The following is a 14,727-nucleotide window of genomic DNA, read 5'->3' as shown; positions in this document are numbered from 1 at the left end:
AACTTTCAGAGAAAAATCAGGCGGAGAGAATTATGCCTCTGGTGGCGGACGATTTTGAATGGAAGCCAGCTTGGGCGCCTGGGCAAGGTGGCCTACGGCCCAGACTGGGGATACGTAATGCAAAAAACTGAGCGTAATGGGCGTGAAGACCGAGGGAGGGACCCTGGCTGTTACCGGCAGAACCTGGGGCGCGTCCGAGGAGAAGAGGTGGTATCTCCTGACGCAGTTGTCTGGCTCGCTGGGGCATTGCGCTGTCATCAAGTCATCGCTGACGGAAATGACTGGAAATAGAATTGCGATGAGCATTACGATGGCGATTATCTGACCACGGCGGTCGCTGCCGTTGATGCCTCCGGTACGGAACCAGAGGACGACAAGTGCGACTGCCGATGCAAACCATGCGAGATTGAGAAGGATTTCCACTCGTATGCTCAGCCTTATCCTACCAGCGGATTCGGGGAATTCTCCGCTACTTTCCCGGAATCAGTGTCTTATATCCAGATTGTGCACGTAATGGCGTAATAGGGGTATAAAAACAGCGCATTGATGTTTATAAGTGGCGCAAAAGAGAAAACGGCACGGTGTTTACTGAAGGGAATGTTATGCGTGTGCGCTGTTTGACCTAGGCGTGCTTATACCTTATGATGAACAAGTTGGCTGATTACGCCCGTCGCCAGATGAGGCGCTGCTGACAAAAAGGCTGCAAGTCGCATTTTATGCGCTAGTTGCCCCCTCGTTCAATGGTAGGACAGCTGCCTCTGGAGCAGCATATCGGGGTTCGAATCCCTGGGGGGCAACCAAATATGCACTTCTTCGCACTTCTCTGAACCTTCTAGACTAATCAAAACCAATGAAAATAAAAGATTTATTTGGATTTTCCGTCCGAAGACGTGTGTAGTCGTGCGTCTGGAGCCATTCAAAAAGTGGGGTACGGATTGGGGTACAATTCCCTCAAAAGTGGGGTACGACGAGATACCCCACCGGAGAGGTGGCGAATGGCGCTGACGGATACCGCAATCCGGGGAATGAAGCCGGGGAAAAAGCCATTCAAGATGTACGACCGTGATGGTCTGTTCCTGCTGGTCAACCCCGGCGGGTCGAAACTGTGGCGCTGGCGCTATCGTGTCGATGGCAAAGAAAAGCTCATGGCGTTGGGCGAGTATCCCGTGGTGGGTCTTGCCCAGGCCCGCGAACTTCACTTGGCGGCACGCAAAATGTTAGCCGCCGGTACTGATCCGATGGCTGAACGGAAAGCCGAAGCGGAGGCCAAGCAAAGAGAGGCCGAAGAGCGCCAACGTGAGGCGGAGAACTCATTTGAAAAGGTAGCCCGCAAATGGTGGGAGTGGTGGTCTGTCGGCAAATCTCCCCGCCATACCGATACAGTCTTGCGGCGCTTGGAAGCCGATGTCTTCCCGGCATTCGGTCACAAGTTCATTGATGAGGTAACGGCTGCGGATATTCGAGAGCTGATGCTTGAGATTGAAACACGCGGGGCGCGTGATGTTGCTAAGCGTTCTCACGAAACGACGGGGCAAATCTTCAGGTACGGAGTTGCCAATGGACTGGCAAAGCGAAATCCTGCGATGGATTTTAAGCCTTCGGACGTTCTCAGGGCTGCTAAAGAGGAAAACTTTGCCCGTGTGGATGCCAAAGAGTTGCCGAAACTCCTGTCCCAAATGGATGACTACGATGGTGATGCCATCACGCGCTTTGCCCTGAAGCTGATCGCCTATACCTTTGTGCGTACCAGCGAACTGATCGAAGCACCTTGGACGGAGTTTGATCTGGAAAATGCACGTTGGGTCATTCCGCCGGAACGCATGAAGATGGATACGCCGCATATCGTTCCCCTGGCGCGTCAATCCGTGGAAGTGTTGCGGGCGCTCAAACTGCTCACTGGAAATGGTCGGCTTGTATTCCGTGGTGCTCTCGACAAGAGCAAGCCTATGAGTAAAACACTATCTTGTTCGCGTTATATAGAATGGGCTATCGGGGCCGCATGACGGGGCATGGGTTTCGCGGGCTGGCATCGACCATCCTGCATGAAAACAGCTTTGAAGAAGCGCACATTGAGTTGCAGCTTGCGCACATGAAGCGGAATAAGGTCGCCGCAGCGCACAACCATGCAAAGTATCTGACGCAGCGCACGGCCATGATGCAGTGGTGGGCGGACTATCTGGACGCGCAACTCGCTAAGGGCCGGACTGTAATCGCAGCCTAAGCGAATTTCTTCGATGAAGCCCATGCCTGCGATGGAACTCGCTGCACTGTTCGCTTGCCAGCGTGATGCTCAGAGTTTGATCGTGAGGCCAGGATACGTTCTTCCGCCCACTGCGTTACTTCTGATTTGATCCAGGCGACCGCACGAGGAGCAAGCCGAATAGGAGCGGGAAAGTCCTTGGCGCGGATCAACTCATACAGACTTGTCTTTGACAGACCCGTGATGGCTCTCACTTCTGGCAGGCGCAAGAAGATCACGTCATCGAGATGCTGGGCGATGTTTTCGTGATTTTCCCATTTGCCGTATGGCTGTTCTACGGCTCTTGATCCAGATAAGAATCGCGTTCCCATATAAGGTTCTCCTGGGCGATGAAGTTGAGTTTGCCGGTTGCGCTCCATTCACCGCTAATCATAGGCATTGACGGATTACGCTCTCCAATGACTTTTCGGGAGAGCGTTATTCCGTGCAGGAATGACGATGACTTTCTTGGCGAGACGTGAATGAAGGCCATGACATTGTTCCTTAGCGCAGAGGTATTCATGCACCGGCAACTAAACTTCGCTCAGTATGTGCAGCGCTCGCTTTTATGTCAACAATAAAATTCGCGAAAAAACCGCATAAACACTGGAGATTTCGATTGTCTGATGAATTGCGATGCGATTAGAGAACGCAGGCGAATCGCTTATCCAACTTGATTGCATCCAGCATCTATGACGCAATCGCTTGCGCTTTCTTCCGACAATCGCATCCTGATTCGTTACCTGCTTACTCTTCTATTCGCTGTGAGAATAAGTGCGTGGAAGGGAGAGCGGAAGCCGAACAAAGGCTAACGAATCCCGCGCAATATGCGCCTTGATTTGAACCCGCTTTGTATGGGACAAAGAGAGAGTTTTGCAGTGTGATTGAGTGGTCTGAAGGCTCGCTTAACCGTGCTTCTCCGTCGAGAGAAAGAGGAGCATATATGCTCCTCTTAATTGGGAGGAACCTGGAGCGGAAGCGACAGTCAAGGCCGCGAGTTTGTGGCGCGTTCATCGGAGCGAAGCGCAGAGCCTTGACGGGCGTTGGAGCGGAGGGTATTACGGCTTCTTTTGCGCCCCTTGTGCCATCTTTTGCGCGAGTTCGTTTTTGACTTTTGCAATCTGGTTGAGCAGGTCGTTGAACCTCTCCGTTGACATGGCGTTTGTAGTGGTAAGAAGAGGGTGTAATGTATTTACAAGAAGCAGCCTTGTCCCGATGATTTCGGTTAATTCAGGACTCGCCTGTACTCCTTCTTTGTCTCGCTGAATCTCTCGGAAAACCAGCTCTCGAATCAGCTCCGAAGGAGTCTGCTTGCGCTTCTCGACAAGCGCAGTGAATTCCTTCAACTCCGCATTATTCAGCTTGGTTCCGACATGATTCAGCCGAAACTTTTCACGTCTTGCCTTCATCGCAGCGAGGTTTTCTTTGTCGAGCAAAGCCATCGTTTTAAGCCTCCTTGTGGCTGAAATTGCGTGAAAACCGAAGTTTCCCTAGGGAACCCTACATCTTGCTATCTCTTGGATGCAACAGAAGTTGCTCTACGGCGCTCTCAGGTTTCCTCACAGTTCCCTACAAGGGGTGGAGTGTCGAGATACATCCGGTGCGAAGCACCGTGTCGGAAAGCGTCGCGTAATCCGCATGGAATAAGCGGCAAATACGTCCGTCTATTTACGGGCGAAAAGCAGTTTATATAGCACGGCTATTCTCGCTTGACACGAAGCTCTTGTAGCTTACAGATGCCATAGGTAAAATACGGCACTTCGACCATGGCCACGCCGAACTTCCCATAGTTCTCAGGGGATTACGTCCCGTGCGTAAAGATAATGGGAAACACATTTAGAGGGTTTCAGGCTTGAAATAGGTGCTTCCATGATGCGTCCAGATTCAGCCAATAAGCCTTTGGATACCAGCTTGTAGAGTAATCCGGCACATGCAAGAGACCATGTCCTTCCCTACACATGAACTCCGTTCCACTCCATGCAAGAAAGCTGCGCGAGACTTCCCCGACGTGCGCCGGATTGCTCAGCAAATGCAAGCAATTCGGACAACGCTGCGCCTGGTCGTGGAAACACCAATAGCCACATAACAAAACCATAGTGTCGGTAATGGTGGCTTGAAGAATCACCCTTGCGTCCAGTGAACTGCCAGCGCAGAAGGTAGCGATGCTCACAGGTATGCAATAGATCAGCGGGATAAGCAGCATCGCCTTTGCCAACAGAAATCCAAAGAATCGGCAATTCACCATTTGAGAATTACGAAAATACGCAAATGAAATCGGCCAGATGGTCAATATGAAGGGCATCAGAATCGTTGTGATTTTGATTGAACCCAAGAAGGTTTGAAGTGAATGTTTGCGGTGTTCGCTCGCTAGAGCGTCCAGCGAGCAAACTTCCACCCGCTCCGTCAATCCATCGACATCGCGGACATTCAAAGAATTGCCTTCGTAGTGAGTTTTCTTGCCAGAAAACGACGTTTGCGCTATGACATAGCCATAAGCAAAATGCTGGGCCTCAAGAACCTGCATTCTCTGTGCATCTGCGATTCCCCAGACATCAACCGAGCCAGGAAGATCAGTGGCCCATTGAGGAGCAATACCGACGATAATCGCCTGCGCACCCGCAATCGACACCCGACTTCCTATAACGTGAGAATCACCGGCGAATCGGCGTTTCCATAAACCATAGCTAAGGACAAGTGCTGTGGCATTGGATCGTTTGGCAAGGTGAACAGCCGAGGAAAGTGACTTCGCATCGAATAGCGATGGCGCGCTTTCTGACCATCCGATCAAAAGCTCACTGGACTCCGTGGAAGTCGACAGGGTAGTGCTCCCAATCTGGTAATAGATACTCTTATCCAGAACTGGATTGTTGCTGCTGCGCCATACCTGATAGTTCTGCGCAGAGACCAGAAGATTCGAGTCTCGTAAGACAGAGGTCTGTGCCACAATTTGGATGTTATGTGGTCCCTGAAATGAGGATGGGAAGATTTGTTGCCTGAGATCGGAAAAGGCAAGAAGCGTCGAAACAATCGCGACCGTTAAAACAACCAAAACGCCCAAACATTTTGCAGGCCGCGCGAGAATCAATGCCAGATTAACCCCAGAGTCAAAGCTATTTCTTCTGAGCCAAAAAGCATCGAGGAAGGATCCAAGTGCAAAACGCGCTGGCGAGTCTTCTACCAGTTCCTCGGTACTGCTTTCCTGTATAAGCTGAGATAGTTCCCCCTGCCATTCCATCAGCCACTCATGGCGCTGGTTTGTTGGCACCACGCAGGCCGCAATCAGCAGCATTGTTTGAGCAAGCCTCTGATTGTGCTGCCGCTTCATACTTGCTCCATTTCAAACGGGGCGATAATTTTTGAGAGAAGCGGATAGCGCTTACGAGCCGATTCCAAAGTTTCTTTGCCCGCCGCACAGAGCTTGTAATACTTGCGTAATGGTCTTTGCTCTGCTTCTGCAATGGACGACTTTTCCCACTTGGACACAATGAGTCCGTCACGTTCGAGACGGCGCATTGCTGGGTAGACCGTGCCGCTGGGAAGGCCGGTCGCTTGCATCACACTGAGGCCATAAACATATCCCACGCTGATGGCTTGCAAAATCATCGTAGCCGTGTGAGAGAGTTTGATTTCCACCGCCATGGGTAAAAGTTTAGCTATGTAGTGTCCTACTTGACAAGCCAACTAGGAAGTGTGCTACATAGGGGTATGCCTTTTGCGCTTGAAATCCGCAACATCTCGAAGAGCTACTCAGGAATTTCGGCGGTCTCAAATGCGAGTTTTACGGTCTGCGCCGGACAAGTAACCGGCTATCTTGGCCCCAACGGTTCCGGGAAGTCCACCACGATGAAGATGATTACAGGACTGATTCGACCAGACTCAGGCGAAATCCTATTTGCTGGCCAGTCAATCCATGCAAACTTGCGCAATTTCAAGGAAAAGCTAGGCTACGTCCCAGAAGAGCCGCAGCTCTACACGCATTTAAGCGGAAGGGAATACTTAACGATGGTAGCGCAACTTCGCAGCTTGCCAATGAAGATGGCCCGACAGCGCATTGAGGAACTTTTGAGACTCTTCGGTCTAGAGGGAAGCCGCGATGCCTCGATTTCCGGCTACTCAAAAGGCATGAGGCAAAGAGTGTTATTGTCTGCGGCGCTGCTGCATAATCCCGATCTGATTCTTCTGGATGAACCTTTTTCTGGGCTTGATGTGGGGTCTGCTCTGACCCTGCGTGACCTTATTGCGGAGTTGGCAGCGAGAGGCAAAACACTACTGTTTAGCTCGCACGAATTGGAAACGGTTGAACGGTTATGCACTCGGGTAGTGATTCTGCATAAGGGGAAAATTGTAGCGGATAACGACATTCGACAGCTTCAAGAGCTAATGGAACTCCCGACACTTGAGGGGATATTTGCCCAGTTGGCAATAGAGCAGGATACCGCTGCGATTGCGCGACAGATTGTAGATGTGATCCATGCCTAATCGCGAATTGCCTAGTACATTTCAAGCATTGTTGCGAACATTTCTCACACGCTTGGTTGATATTGAACTGCTTGCTGTGGACGGGGACAGTTCAAAACTCGTCGGTGGATTTGCCACTGTACTGGCTGGCATCAGCTTTGCCATTACTGCCCCGTTGATTCTCATTAACGGGTTGCCACAAGAGTCACTCTGGGGCATGGAACACTTTCTTATTGCGATCACTATGGTTCTGGTTGGACTCTTCTCCATAATGAGTTGGGAATCCGTCTTTCCTGAACGAAAAGATGTTCTGATTATGGGGCCGCTTCCAGTAAAGCATTCGACATTGTTTCTGGCTAAACTCTCTGCTCTCACAACAGCATTAGGGTTGGCTGTCTTTTCCCTTAACTGCTTTACAGGAGTGGGTTGGGCGCTCATGTTTGAGCCAGAGCACGGAGGCATATTCGGGCTTATGCGTTCAATAGCTGCGTACTGGCTGACGGTAGGTTTAGCGGGTGCTTTCGTTTTCTGTGGCGTCCTGACTGTCCAGGGTCTCTCTTCGCTACTCTTGCCACGCCAGCTATTCCTTCGCCTCTCAGGAGTTATGCAAATGGCTGGTCTCGTTCTAATCCTCGGAGATTTCATCCTTGAGCCATCACTTGAATCAATTTCAGCCCTTGCGGATGCTCGGAATCAACATCTATTGCACTGCCTGCCTTCTTATTGGTTTTTGGCATTGTTTCAGTATCTGAATGGTTCCGTGGAGGAAACAGTCCACACAGAGTTCGCCGCGCTATCACAATACGCATGGGTTGGATTGACACTTGCAGTGGCAGGTTCTTTGATTTCCATTTTGACCGCTTATTTTCGCATTATGCCCCAAATCATTGAGGAGCCTGAGATTCAACCTCTTATGCACAAGTGGATGCGGAACCTCCCGGATGTGGGTAATCCGATTCAGCAGGCGGTATTGACCTTTAGCTGGAGAACACTCACGCGCAGCCGACAACACAGACTCGTAATGGGGTTCTTTCTGAGCGTTGGTCTTACCGTGCTGCTGCTGTATTTGAATGTCCCGACAGGGCATCAGCAAACTCCCAGTCATAATGGCGCTCTCGATGTTGGATTTCTCGCGGCATCCCTAATTGTTTTGTCGTTGGCCGTGTTGGGTGCGCGCGCAGTTGCAAGCATTCCGGTGATGCTAAAAGCAAATTGGATATTCCAGCTAACGCAAATCCGTTCGACAAACACTTACCTAACTGCCGGACGGAAGGCCCTGTTCACCATTGGTGTGCTGCCAATTTGGATCGTAATCGCGGGACTGACGTTATGGATGAAGCATGATTGGCTGGTGGCTGTACACCTCGTGGCTTTGGGACTAGTAGGCACGATGCTTACAGACCTTTCCGTGCTCACTCTGAGAAAGCTGCCATTTGTGTGTTCATGGATGCCCAAACAAGCGCATTTGGTAGTCATCTTTTTCGGTGGCATTATTGTTGGTTTACCACTCGCAATGTGCGCAGGAAAATACGAGTCTGAATTGCTACAAATGCAATGGGGATGGATATGGCTGCTGACTGGATTATGCGCCATCGTTTTAGCGTTTCGCTGGTACTTATCCAAGATAGAAAAAACACAAAATGTTCTGATCTTTGAGGAAGAAAACGAGCCCTTGTTAATTAGTTTACGGTTGGATCACTAAGAGCTGAGGATTGAAATGCCAAAATTACATTGCAATAAAGAACTGGAAGCAAATGCAGTGAGCTTTCATCCAGAATCTTCAGGCAGTCCCTTGGTTCATGTTCACGTATGTGCCCATTGCGGAAGTGCATTCCGCAGAGAAGAGTTTGAGGGAAGAGCGCTTACAACGGGCATATATTACTGCCCTAAGTGTGGTGTCGGCGGACCTCTCGATGTGCAGATTTGCAAAGCAGACCAAGTGAAACCTGTAAGCAGAGGTGGACTGGAATTTATCGATATTGATTCACAGCGCATTTTAGTTGCACTCGCGGATGAGTTGAACTATGCGCGTGCGGCTGAAAAATTGAAAATCACTCGCTCCGAACTGGAAAGCTGGATACATGCTTTAGAAGAACGGCTTTGCTGTTTTCTTTTTCAGTCAACGCAGGAAGAACTAAGGCTCACAGAAGCCGGTTGCGTTCTTATACCGTACTTCCGTCAATCCATAGCGTATTCTGAACAGAATAAGGCTGAAAAGTAGGCTTCTAAGCAAGCTGTAGGCAGCAAGAGCATCATTGCAATGCGGTAAATTCCGCTTGACAATGTACGCATAATGCGTAAATATTTACGCATTATGCGTAAGGAATCGACGCTTTCGGCTCTCTTCAGCCCGACCCGTCAGGCTGTGCTGTCGGCAACGTTCCTGCGCCCTGAAAAGTCCTGGTACTTGAGCGAATTGGCTACGCATCTTGGGACAAGACCCTCCACTTTGCAGAGAGATGTTGATTCTCTCGTGAGCGTTGGCATCCTTGAAAAGCGTCTCGATGGTCGTCGCAGCTACATCAAGGCAAACCCTGAATCTCCCATTTTCTCAGAGCTTCACAGTCTTATTGAGAAAACCAGCGGTATCGTGCCAATGCTTCAGGAGGCTATCGCTAAATTGGGCAAGAAAATTCAGTTGGCATTTATGTATGGGTCGCTGGCTCGTGGGGAAGAGAGCGCGCAAAGCGATGTAGACCTTATGCTGATCGGGACTGTGAGCATGATGGACATGGTTCCTGTGCTGCGGCAGCTCGAAGGGGTTGCAGGCCGCGCAATCAATCCGACGATTTTCACCAAAGAAGATTTCAGGAAAAACATCGCTCAAAAGAATCACTTCCTGTTGACGGTCATGCAGGGGCCGAAAGTCATGTTGAAAGGAACTGAGAATGAGTTGGAAACAGTTGCTCGCAGCGCGTAAGGTTCACGCGCACAAGACAAGTAAGCAAGAACTGGATGAGCTGCGAGCAGTTATCCGGCGCGACCTTTCCGATGCAGCTATTCCTGCTCTCTCGGAAGACCGAAGATTTGCTACGGCCTACAATGCCGCTTTGCAAACCGCAAAGATGGCGATTGCGTGTGCCGGATACAGAGTTGGGGCTGTGCCAGGGCATCATGCGATTACTCTTGAGTGCGCGGGCCTAGCACTGGGCAAAGAGGCTGATCTGCTTGTTCAATTCTTTGACATTTCCCGTCGTAAGCGCAACGTCATTGACTACACCGGAGCGCAGATTGCAACCTCAACGGAGGCCGCTGAAGTCTTGCAACGGGCGCAGGAATTTCTTGTCTTGGTTGAATCTTGGATCAAAACTAAGCACCCTAAGCTTGGCTAGAAGTTGTGCAATGAAGGTTGCTCTTTGCGGGTGTCTGCCGCCGATTCACAGCACAATCCGAACGAAGCAAAATCAGAAGCGAAAAGATAGATAGCATATTAGCCATGCTGAATTAACGGGGCGAGGGGAACGCCAGGACATTTGCCTGTGGTGTCGCCTCTTGAACCCGTATCCCTGTAATTTCTGAAAATATCTTCTGTGTGAAGCCTATTTCTGCACAAAGTTCAGCAAGCGTTTTCTTTTTGCTTTGTAGCAGCGCGTTGACAGCCCCCATAAAAAGTTCCGGCTCTTGAAACTTTGGTTCGTAAGGTTCTCCCGTCGTCCTCCATTTCTTAAAGGACATATACTGAAATGCCTTTCTATATGCCATCTCATCCATGAGGTGAAGGTCACGCGCGCGACGCACTATTGCGGCAGCGCTAACCTGCCAACGTTGCTTCAACTCAAATACATGCTGCCAATCAAATCGCTTTGTGCGGAATTCACGACCGAAAGATTTAGCCGGCAGTAAAAAGGCGCTTGCAAACTGATCTGCAGCTCGTTCAGTCTCCAATGATCCAGTTGGCATATCTCTGTGGATTACCAAATGAGCACACTCATGAGCAAGGTCAAAATTCCATCGAGATGGCCGAGTTCCTGCACCGCGATTCAGAAAAATCATTGCGTTTTGGCCGTGACGCGAAAAAGCATCAATCTTTGCTGTATCTACACTGCTGGGGACGATAACAACTCCGGCTCTCTCAAGGACGCGGCCTACTTGCAAAATGGGAGCATTAGTGTCGAGTCCCCAATGTACACGGCATTGTTCCGCTGCAGCTTCCAGTTCGGACGTTGTAGATGCAGAAATCGACGGCACATCGAATTCAGGAAAGCGCATGATGCTCTTAAATGAAGAAACGATGATTCCGAGCAACGTTGCCTGGGCGCGCACTTGGTCCTTGAGTCTACCTGCCGTATTACGCCTGTGACGGAAGCTGCATTGAGTTTCGAGGAAAGGATCTTCGATGCGACGCAAAAAAAATACCGACAAAAAATCAGTTTTTGTGCTCAATATATTGAGCAATTCTATTGATGGAAACCTTTTCCCTTTTTCATAGTCAGAAATCAGAGCATGAGAAATACCAAGGAGGCTTCCCATATCTTTCTGCGTATATCCACGAAACTCTCGAACAAGTTGAAGGCGTTCACCCCAAAACGCGGCACTAGAGCTTTGTACCTGACGCTCCGAGTTGGCCTCCATCTTCTTCACGATTTACGTCCTCCGCAGACTCTTCAATAATTTCAGGCATAACAGGGGCTAGGTTGATAGGCTTGGGCTTCATTACCACCACGTTCTCTGCATCCAGAGGAATTGCATAGACACGTACCGCTTCGCCCGACTCTTCTACTTCTACCAGACTCACTGAACTCGTGTTTCCAGAGGAATCTGGTTCGATTGCTATTCGTAAAAGATGCGTCGATTGCACATCTTGAGGGCCAAAGACGAGCTTCAATTGGCGTAACTCTGCAAAACTTCCCACTAGAAACTTGCCTGGCACATCCTCAGCTTCACCCTTATAAAATTTCAGTGGTAATCCATCTATGGCAAAGGTGAACCGAAGTTGATGGCTCTCTGGGATTACCGCGAGCCAAGGCATTTCAAGAGTGGCTTTCCTGATCTTTGCCCGTATTCGATCATAAATCCGGCATCCCAAACTCCAGCGAGTATCGCCTGCTTCGGGGTCGTGCAGCAATACCGTTCCGTCTCTTGCCTCCCTCATCACGGTTGCGAGGGCTACAAGGCGTTCTTTGGTGAGCGGTGGGTAGTCGAGCCAAGGATCGAAATTGATCGGCATGAATTCAACATACCACACATCTCGACATTGGTGGTTATTTTTTAACACCACAACATATTGTGGAAATCTTGTTTGTCAATGTAATCCGGGTATGAATGCCAATTTTCTGGTGGGGTATCCATAGGGGTATAGAAAAATTTTCGTCACGTATCTTCTTTGGATTCAAGGATGAGAAATCCCTGGGGGGCAACCATGAAAGCTAAGAGCTGATCTTTCCTGAATAACTCAAAAATCCCAAAACCTGTTATCGGTATACGTTTTGCAGGTGGAAGCTTTACGCGCGCTGCGCGCAACTGGCAGCAGCAGCGCGGCCCAGGCGGTCTGCTTCTGCTTCGAGTGCGTGGTCCTGCACTACGGCTACGCCTGTGCCGAAGGGATTGGCGACGCGGCCTGCGCGCTGTTGGACGACGTGGGTTAGCTCGTGGCCGAGAAGGAATTGGCCGTGGGGCGTGTGAGGGCTGTATTGTCCGGGCGCGAAGTGGATGTCCGATCCCCATGTGAAGGCAACTGCTCCTATAGATGCGGCTTCTGAGCCGACATAGATGCGGACGTCTGAGAAGTTTGCGCCGAGAGCAGACTCCATTTTTGCCTGAATGTCACGGGGCAGGGGCCAGCCGCCTGATCTTGGGCGGAGATTGACCTGGAAAGATTCCGAGCCGGGGCGACGCTGAATTGCTGCGTGCATTTGCAAAGTGGATTGTGCTGTCCGGTTGGCGTGCGCGGTGACTAATCCAAGCCCGCCGCGGAAAGAGCCCTGAACAACCTGATGCGAGTAGACGCGCATGGTTGGAGCCTGCACCCTGACGGGGGCAGGCGAGGCCGGGAGTCCAGAAGCGCGAAAGACGCTGGGCGCTTTCATGCGAACATCTTAGCCCGAATTGAAGGCAATTTCCAGAAGGCTTTGTAAATTGGTTTGGCGGCGGGCAGATTTGGGCCACGGATTTGCTGAATTGCAGATGAGGGAAAAGAAGAAGGCCGGCGCTTTGCGCCGGCCTTTCTTGTTGGCTGCCCAGTTTGCTTAGAAGCTATAACACAGGGAGAACTGCATTACACGGGCGTTGTCTGTTGACGGAAGCACGCCGTTGTAGCGGCGCTTCCGAAGGGGTCGCTGGTGGCGGTGACGGGGTCAAAGGTGACCGCGTTGGTGGAGTTGACGACTTCCCAGGCAAATTTCAACTGCTGGTCACGGTAGACCTGGAGTGTCTTGGTGAGACCGTTGCTCATAGAGAAGTAACGCTCGCCGCGGAAGGCGTTACGCTGACCGACTTCTCCGGGATAGGGAGCGCGGAGGTTGGCGATTGCCTGGGTGCGGTCCTTCACGGCGCTGGGCCAGCCGCCGTCGTTGTAGCGTCCGCCTGTCTTGATGGGGCCGGTTACAACATCCCAGCTATTCCATTCCCAGTTGGTGCTCCAGCCGTTGCCGTCATAGGGGCCCCAGGGCATGCCGCTTGAGAGGTGGGCGAGGCCGGTGAGGGCCCACAGCCACCGAGGAAGGTGTCGAGGACGTGGGGCAGGTTAGCTTCGAACTGGCGGCCACGGCCAAAGGGCGGGTCGTAGATGCGGTGGTTGTGGGTGCGAAGCCTGTGGACGATCCTAGCCTTGCGGATGACCAGGTGGAGTTTGCGCGGCTGAATGAGGAGCTGTTTGGCGATGGGACTGGCACGCATTCCGTGGGTAAGGGCAAGATGTTTGCGGGACAGAAGCTGGAGGATGTGTTTGCCGTGCTGCAAGTGAAGCCTGATTTTGAGCCGGCGGGCAAGGTGGGGGATAACGAGCCGCATTTGGGGTTTGTACATCGCAAGCTGACGGATGGCGATATCTACTTTGTGGACAATCGCAGTACGCAGGCGCGGACGGTGGATGCGAAGTTTCGCGTGACGGGCAAGGCTCCGGAACTCTGGTATGCGGAGACGGGCAAGTCGAAGCCGGTTTCGTACACGATTGCTGAGGGGCAGACGACGGTTCCATTGTCTCTGGAACCCTGGGGGACAGTGTTTGTTGTTTCAGGAAGACGACTTCTGAGACTTCGCATGTGGAACCGAAGATTGCGGAGACACAGTTGGCTACGGTGAATGGGCCGTGGACGGTGAGCTTCCAGCCGGACCGCGGCGCGCCTGCGCAGGTGACGCTGGACAAGCTGATTGACTGGACGAAGAGTCTGGATGCTGGGGTGAAGTACTTCTCCGGCACGGGCACTTATACGAAGATACTGGATGCGTCTGCGGATTGGTTTGTGAAGGGCGCGAAGTTATATCTGGAGCTTGGTGAGGTGAAGAACCTTGCCGTGGTGAAGGTTAATGGCAAGGACCTTGACGTGGTGTGGCATGTGCCGTATCGGGTGGATGTGACTGGAGTGTTGAAGCCGGGCGCGAGCCAGATTGAAGTGAAGGTGATTAACGCGTGGGTCAACCGGATTATTGGTGATCTGCAGCCGGGAGCGGAGAAGTATAGCTTTACGGTGATTATCCCACGCAGTATCCGAGTGTGTCGATGATCAACTTCAACACCGGCAAGCCGAATGCTCGCTACTGGGTGCTAAAGCTCTTGAAGGACAACTTTCATCCAGGCGACAAGATGGTGGACAACATTCACTGGCTGGATGATGTGGATGTGCAGGGATTTGTTACGCCACAGGGGCGCAAGGTGCTGCTGGTGAACAAGACGAATACGGAAAAAGCGTTTGCGCTGAGCAGTGAGTTGGCAAATGCTTCGTCTCTTACCGTGGATGATGCGACGGGCGATGATGCGCCACGCGCTGGCAGAGTTGATGCCGCACGGTTCACGATGGCTCCATTTGCAGTAGCTGTGCTGACGGTGCAATAGCAGATTTTGAGAATGAGAATGGGAACTGCGCAACTTCGTG

General features: G+C 51.4%; 19 protein-coding genes and 1 tRNA gene. 11 read left to right on the top strand and 9 right to left on the bottom strand.

Annotated features, from left to right (window positions below):
- Positions 1 to 30: 30 nt before the first annotated feature.
- A complete protein-coding gene (locus AC5S3R_RS15025) occupies positions 31 to 423 on the bottom strand; it encodes a hypothetical protein (protein ID WP_494267916.1) in 393 nt (130 codons plus the stop codon).
- Positions 424 to 726: 303 nt separating this feature from the next.
- On the opposite strand from AC5S3R_RS15025, the gene AC5S3R_RS15020 reads away from it, so the two are divergent.
- The 3 genes from AC5S3R_RS15020 (at position 727) to AC5S3R_RS15010 (ending at position 2,221) form a co-directional block, all read left to right on the top strand.
- Positions 727 to 800: transfer RNA gene (locus tag AC5S3R_RS15020), tRNA-Gln, on the top strand.
- Between the two features lie 195 nt (positions 801 to 995).
- Positions 996 to 2,003, top strand: coding sequence for a tyrosine-type recombinase/integrase (locus tag AC5S3R_RS15015; RefSeq protein WP_494267915.1), 1,008 nt, complete (start codon positions 996 to 998; stop codon positions 2,001 to 2,003).
- Complete coding sequence (locus AC5S3R_RS15010; protein WP_494267914.1) at positions 1,982 to 2,221, top strand: tyrosine-type recombinase/integrase; 240 nt, start codon at positions 1,982 to 1,984, stop codon at positions 2,219 to 2,221. Before AC5S3R_RS15015 ends, AC5S3R_RS15010 begins: the two co-directional genes overlap by 22 nt.
- Here the strand turns inward: AC5S3R_RS15010 and AC5S3R_RS15005 are convergent.
- From AC5S3R_RS15005 to AC5S3R_RS14990, 4 genes are all read right to left on the bottom strand, one after another.
- Positions 2,218 to 2,571, bottom strand: coding sequence for a helix-turn-helix transcriptional regulator (locus AC5S3R_RS15005; RefSeq protein WP_494267913.1), 354 nt, complete (start codon positions 2,569 to 2,571; stop codon positions 2,218 to 2,220). The two genes, AC5S3R_RS15010 and AC5S3R_RS15005, sit on opposite strands and share 4 nt — an antisense overlap.
- Positions 2,572 to 3,297: 726 nt before the next feature.
- A complete protein-coding gene (locus AC5S3R_RS15000; RefSeq protein WP_494267912.1) occupies positions 3,298 to 3,681 on the bottom strand; it encodes a hypothetical protein in 384 nt (127 codons plus the stop codon).
- Positions 3,682 to 4,085: 404 nt separating this feature from the next.
- Positions 4,086 to 5,564: an ABC transporter permease gene (locus AC5S3R_RS14995; RefSeq protein ID WP_494267910.1), complete on the bottom strand. Its 1,479-nt coding sequence runs from the start codon at positions 5,562 to 5,564 to the stop codon at positions 4,086 to 4,088.
- Positions 5,561 to 5,878 (bottom strand): PadR family transcriptional regulator, encoded by a 318-nt coding sequence (locus AC5S3R_RS14990; RefSeq protein WP_494267908.1) that lies wholly within the window; start codon positions 5,876 to 5,878, stop codon positions 5,561 to 5,563. Before AC5S3R_RS14990 ends, AC5S3R_RS14995 begins: the two co-directional genes overlap by 4 nt.
- A gap of 66 nt (positions 5,879 to 5,944) precedes the next feature.
- Here AC5S3R_RS14990 and AC5S3R_RS14985 point away from each other — a divergent pair, with 66 nt between their 5' ends.
- The 5 genes from AC5S3R_RS14985 to AC5S3R_RS14965 all read left to right on the top strand — a co-directional run bounded on the left by AC5S3R_RS14985 (position 5,945) and on the right by AC5S3R_RS14965 (position 10,029).
- On the top strand, positions 5,945 to 6,718 hold the full coding sequence (locus AC5S3R_RS14985; protein WP_494267907.1) for an ABC transporter ATP-binding protein: 774 nt from the start codon (positions 5,945 to 5,947) through the stop codon (positions 6,716 to 6,718).
- Positions 6,711 to 8,399, top strand: coding sequence for a hypothetical protein (locus AC5S3R_RS14980; protein ID WP_494267906.1), 1,689 nt, complete (start codon positions 6,711 to 6,713; stop codon positions 8,397 to 8,399). The genes AC5S3R_RS14985 and AC5S3R_RS14980 overlap by 8 nt, the downstream gene beginning before the upstream one ends.
- 15 nt (positions 8,400 to 8,414) lie before the next feature.
- On the top strand, positions 8,415 to 8,918 hold the full coding sequence (locus AC5S3R_RS14975; RefSeq protein ID WP_494267905.1) for a helix-turn-helix domain-containing protein: 504 nt from the start codon (positions 8,415 to 8,417) through the stop codon (positions 8,916 to 8,918).
- 93 nt (positions 8,919 to 9,011) lie between these two features.
- Positions 9,012 to 9,617: a helix-turn-helix domain-containing protein gene (locus tag AC5S3R_RS14970; protein ID WP_494267904.1), complete on the top strand. Its 606-nt coding sequence runs from the start codon at positions 9,012 to 9,014 to the stop codon at positions 9,615 to 9,617.
- Positions 9,586 to 10,029, top strand: a complete 444-nt coding sequence (locus AC5S3R_RS14965; protein ID WP_494267903.1) for a hypothetical protein — start codon at positions 9,586 to 9,588, stop codon at positions 10,027 to 10,029. The genes AC5S3R_RS14970 and AC5S3R_RS14965 overlap by 32 nt, the downstream gene beginning before the upstream one ends.
- 112 nt (positions 10,030 to 10,141) lie before the next feature.
- Here the strand turns inward: AC5S3R_RS14965 and AC5S3R_RS14960 are convergent, their stop codons facing one another.
- From AC5S3R_RS14960 to AC5S3R_RS14945, 4 genes are all read right to left on the bottom strand, one after another.
- Complete coding sequence (locus AC5S3R_RS14960; RefSeq protein WP_494268000.1) at positions 10,142 to 11,269, bottom strand: helix-turn-helix domain-containing protein; 1,128 nt, start codon at positions 11,267 to 11,269, stop codon at positions 10,142 to 10,144.
- Positions 11,232 to 11,864, bottom strand: coding sequence for a hypothetical protein (locus AC5S3R_RS14955; protein ID WP_494267902.1), 633 nt, complete (start codon positions 11,862 to 11,864; stop codon positions 11,232 to 11,234). The genes AC5S3R_RS14960 and AC5S3R_RS14955 overlap by 38 nt, the downstream gene beginning before the upstream one ends.
- Positions 11,865 to 12,138: 274 nt before the next feature.
- Positions 12,139 to 12,723 (bottom strand): eCIS core domain-containing protein, encoded by a 585-nt coding sequence (locus AC5S3R_RS14950; protein ID WP_494267901.1) that lies wholly within the window; start codon positions 12,721 to 12,723, stop codon positions 12,139 to 12,141.
- A 188-nt stretch (positions 12,724 to 12,911) separates the two neighbouring features.
- Positions 12,912 to 13,307, bottom strand: coding sequence for a hypothetical protein (locus tag AC5S3R_RS14945; protein ID WP_494267900.1), 396 nt, complete (start codon positions 13,305 to 13,307; stop codon positions 12,912 to 12,914).
- Positions 13,308 to 13,369: 62 nt separating this feature from the next.
- Between AC5S3R_RS14945 and AC5S3R_RS14940 the strand changes: the two genes are divergently transcribed.
- From AC5S3R_RS14940 to AC5S3R_RS14930, 3 genes are read left to right on the top strand one after another with little or no spacing between them, the layout of a single operon-like run.
- Positions 13,370 to 13,936: a glycosyl hydrolase gene (locus AC5S3R_RS14940; protein ID WP_494267899.1), complete on the top strand. Its 567-nt coding sequence runs from the start codon at positions 13,370 to 13,372 to the stop codon at positions 13,934 to 13,936.
- A complete protein-coding gene (locus AC5S3R_RS14935) occupies positions 13,897 to 14,358 on the top strand; it encodes a glycosylhydrolase-like jelly roll fold domain-containing protein (protein ID WP_494267897.1) in 462 nt (153 codons plus the stop codon). The genes AC5S3R_RS14940 and AC5S3R_RS14935 overlap by 40 nt, the downstream gene beginning before the upstream one ends.
- Positions 14,355 to 14,687 carry a hypothetical protein gene (locus tag AC5S3R_RS14930; protein WP_494267998.1) on the top strand — a complete coding sequence of 111 codons (333 nt, stop codon included), beginning with the start codon at positions 14,355 to 14,357 and terminating at the stop codon, positions 14,685 to 14,687. Before AC5S3R_RS14935 ends, AC5S3R_RS14930 begins: the two co-directional genes overlap by 4 nt.
- Positions 14,688 to 14,727 lie beyond the last annotated feature (40 nt).

The sequence above is a fragment of the Occallatibacter sp. FHG110214_02 genome (genome assembly GCF_059115385.1).
Note: the sequence above shows the minus strand (reverse complement) of the source record. Positions and strands in the feature narration are given on the sequence as shown.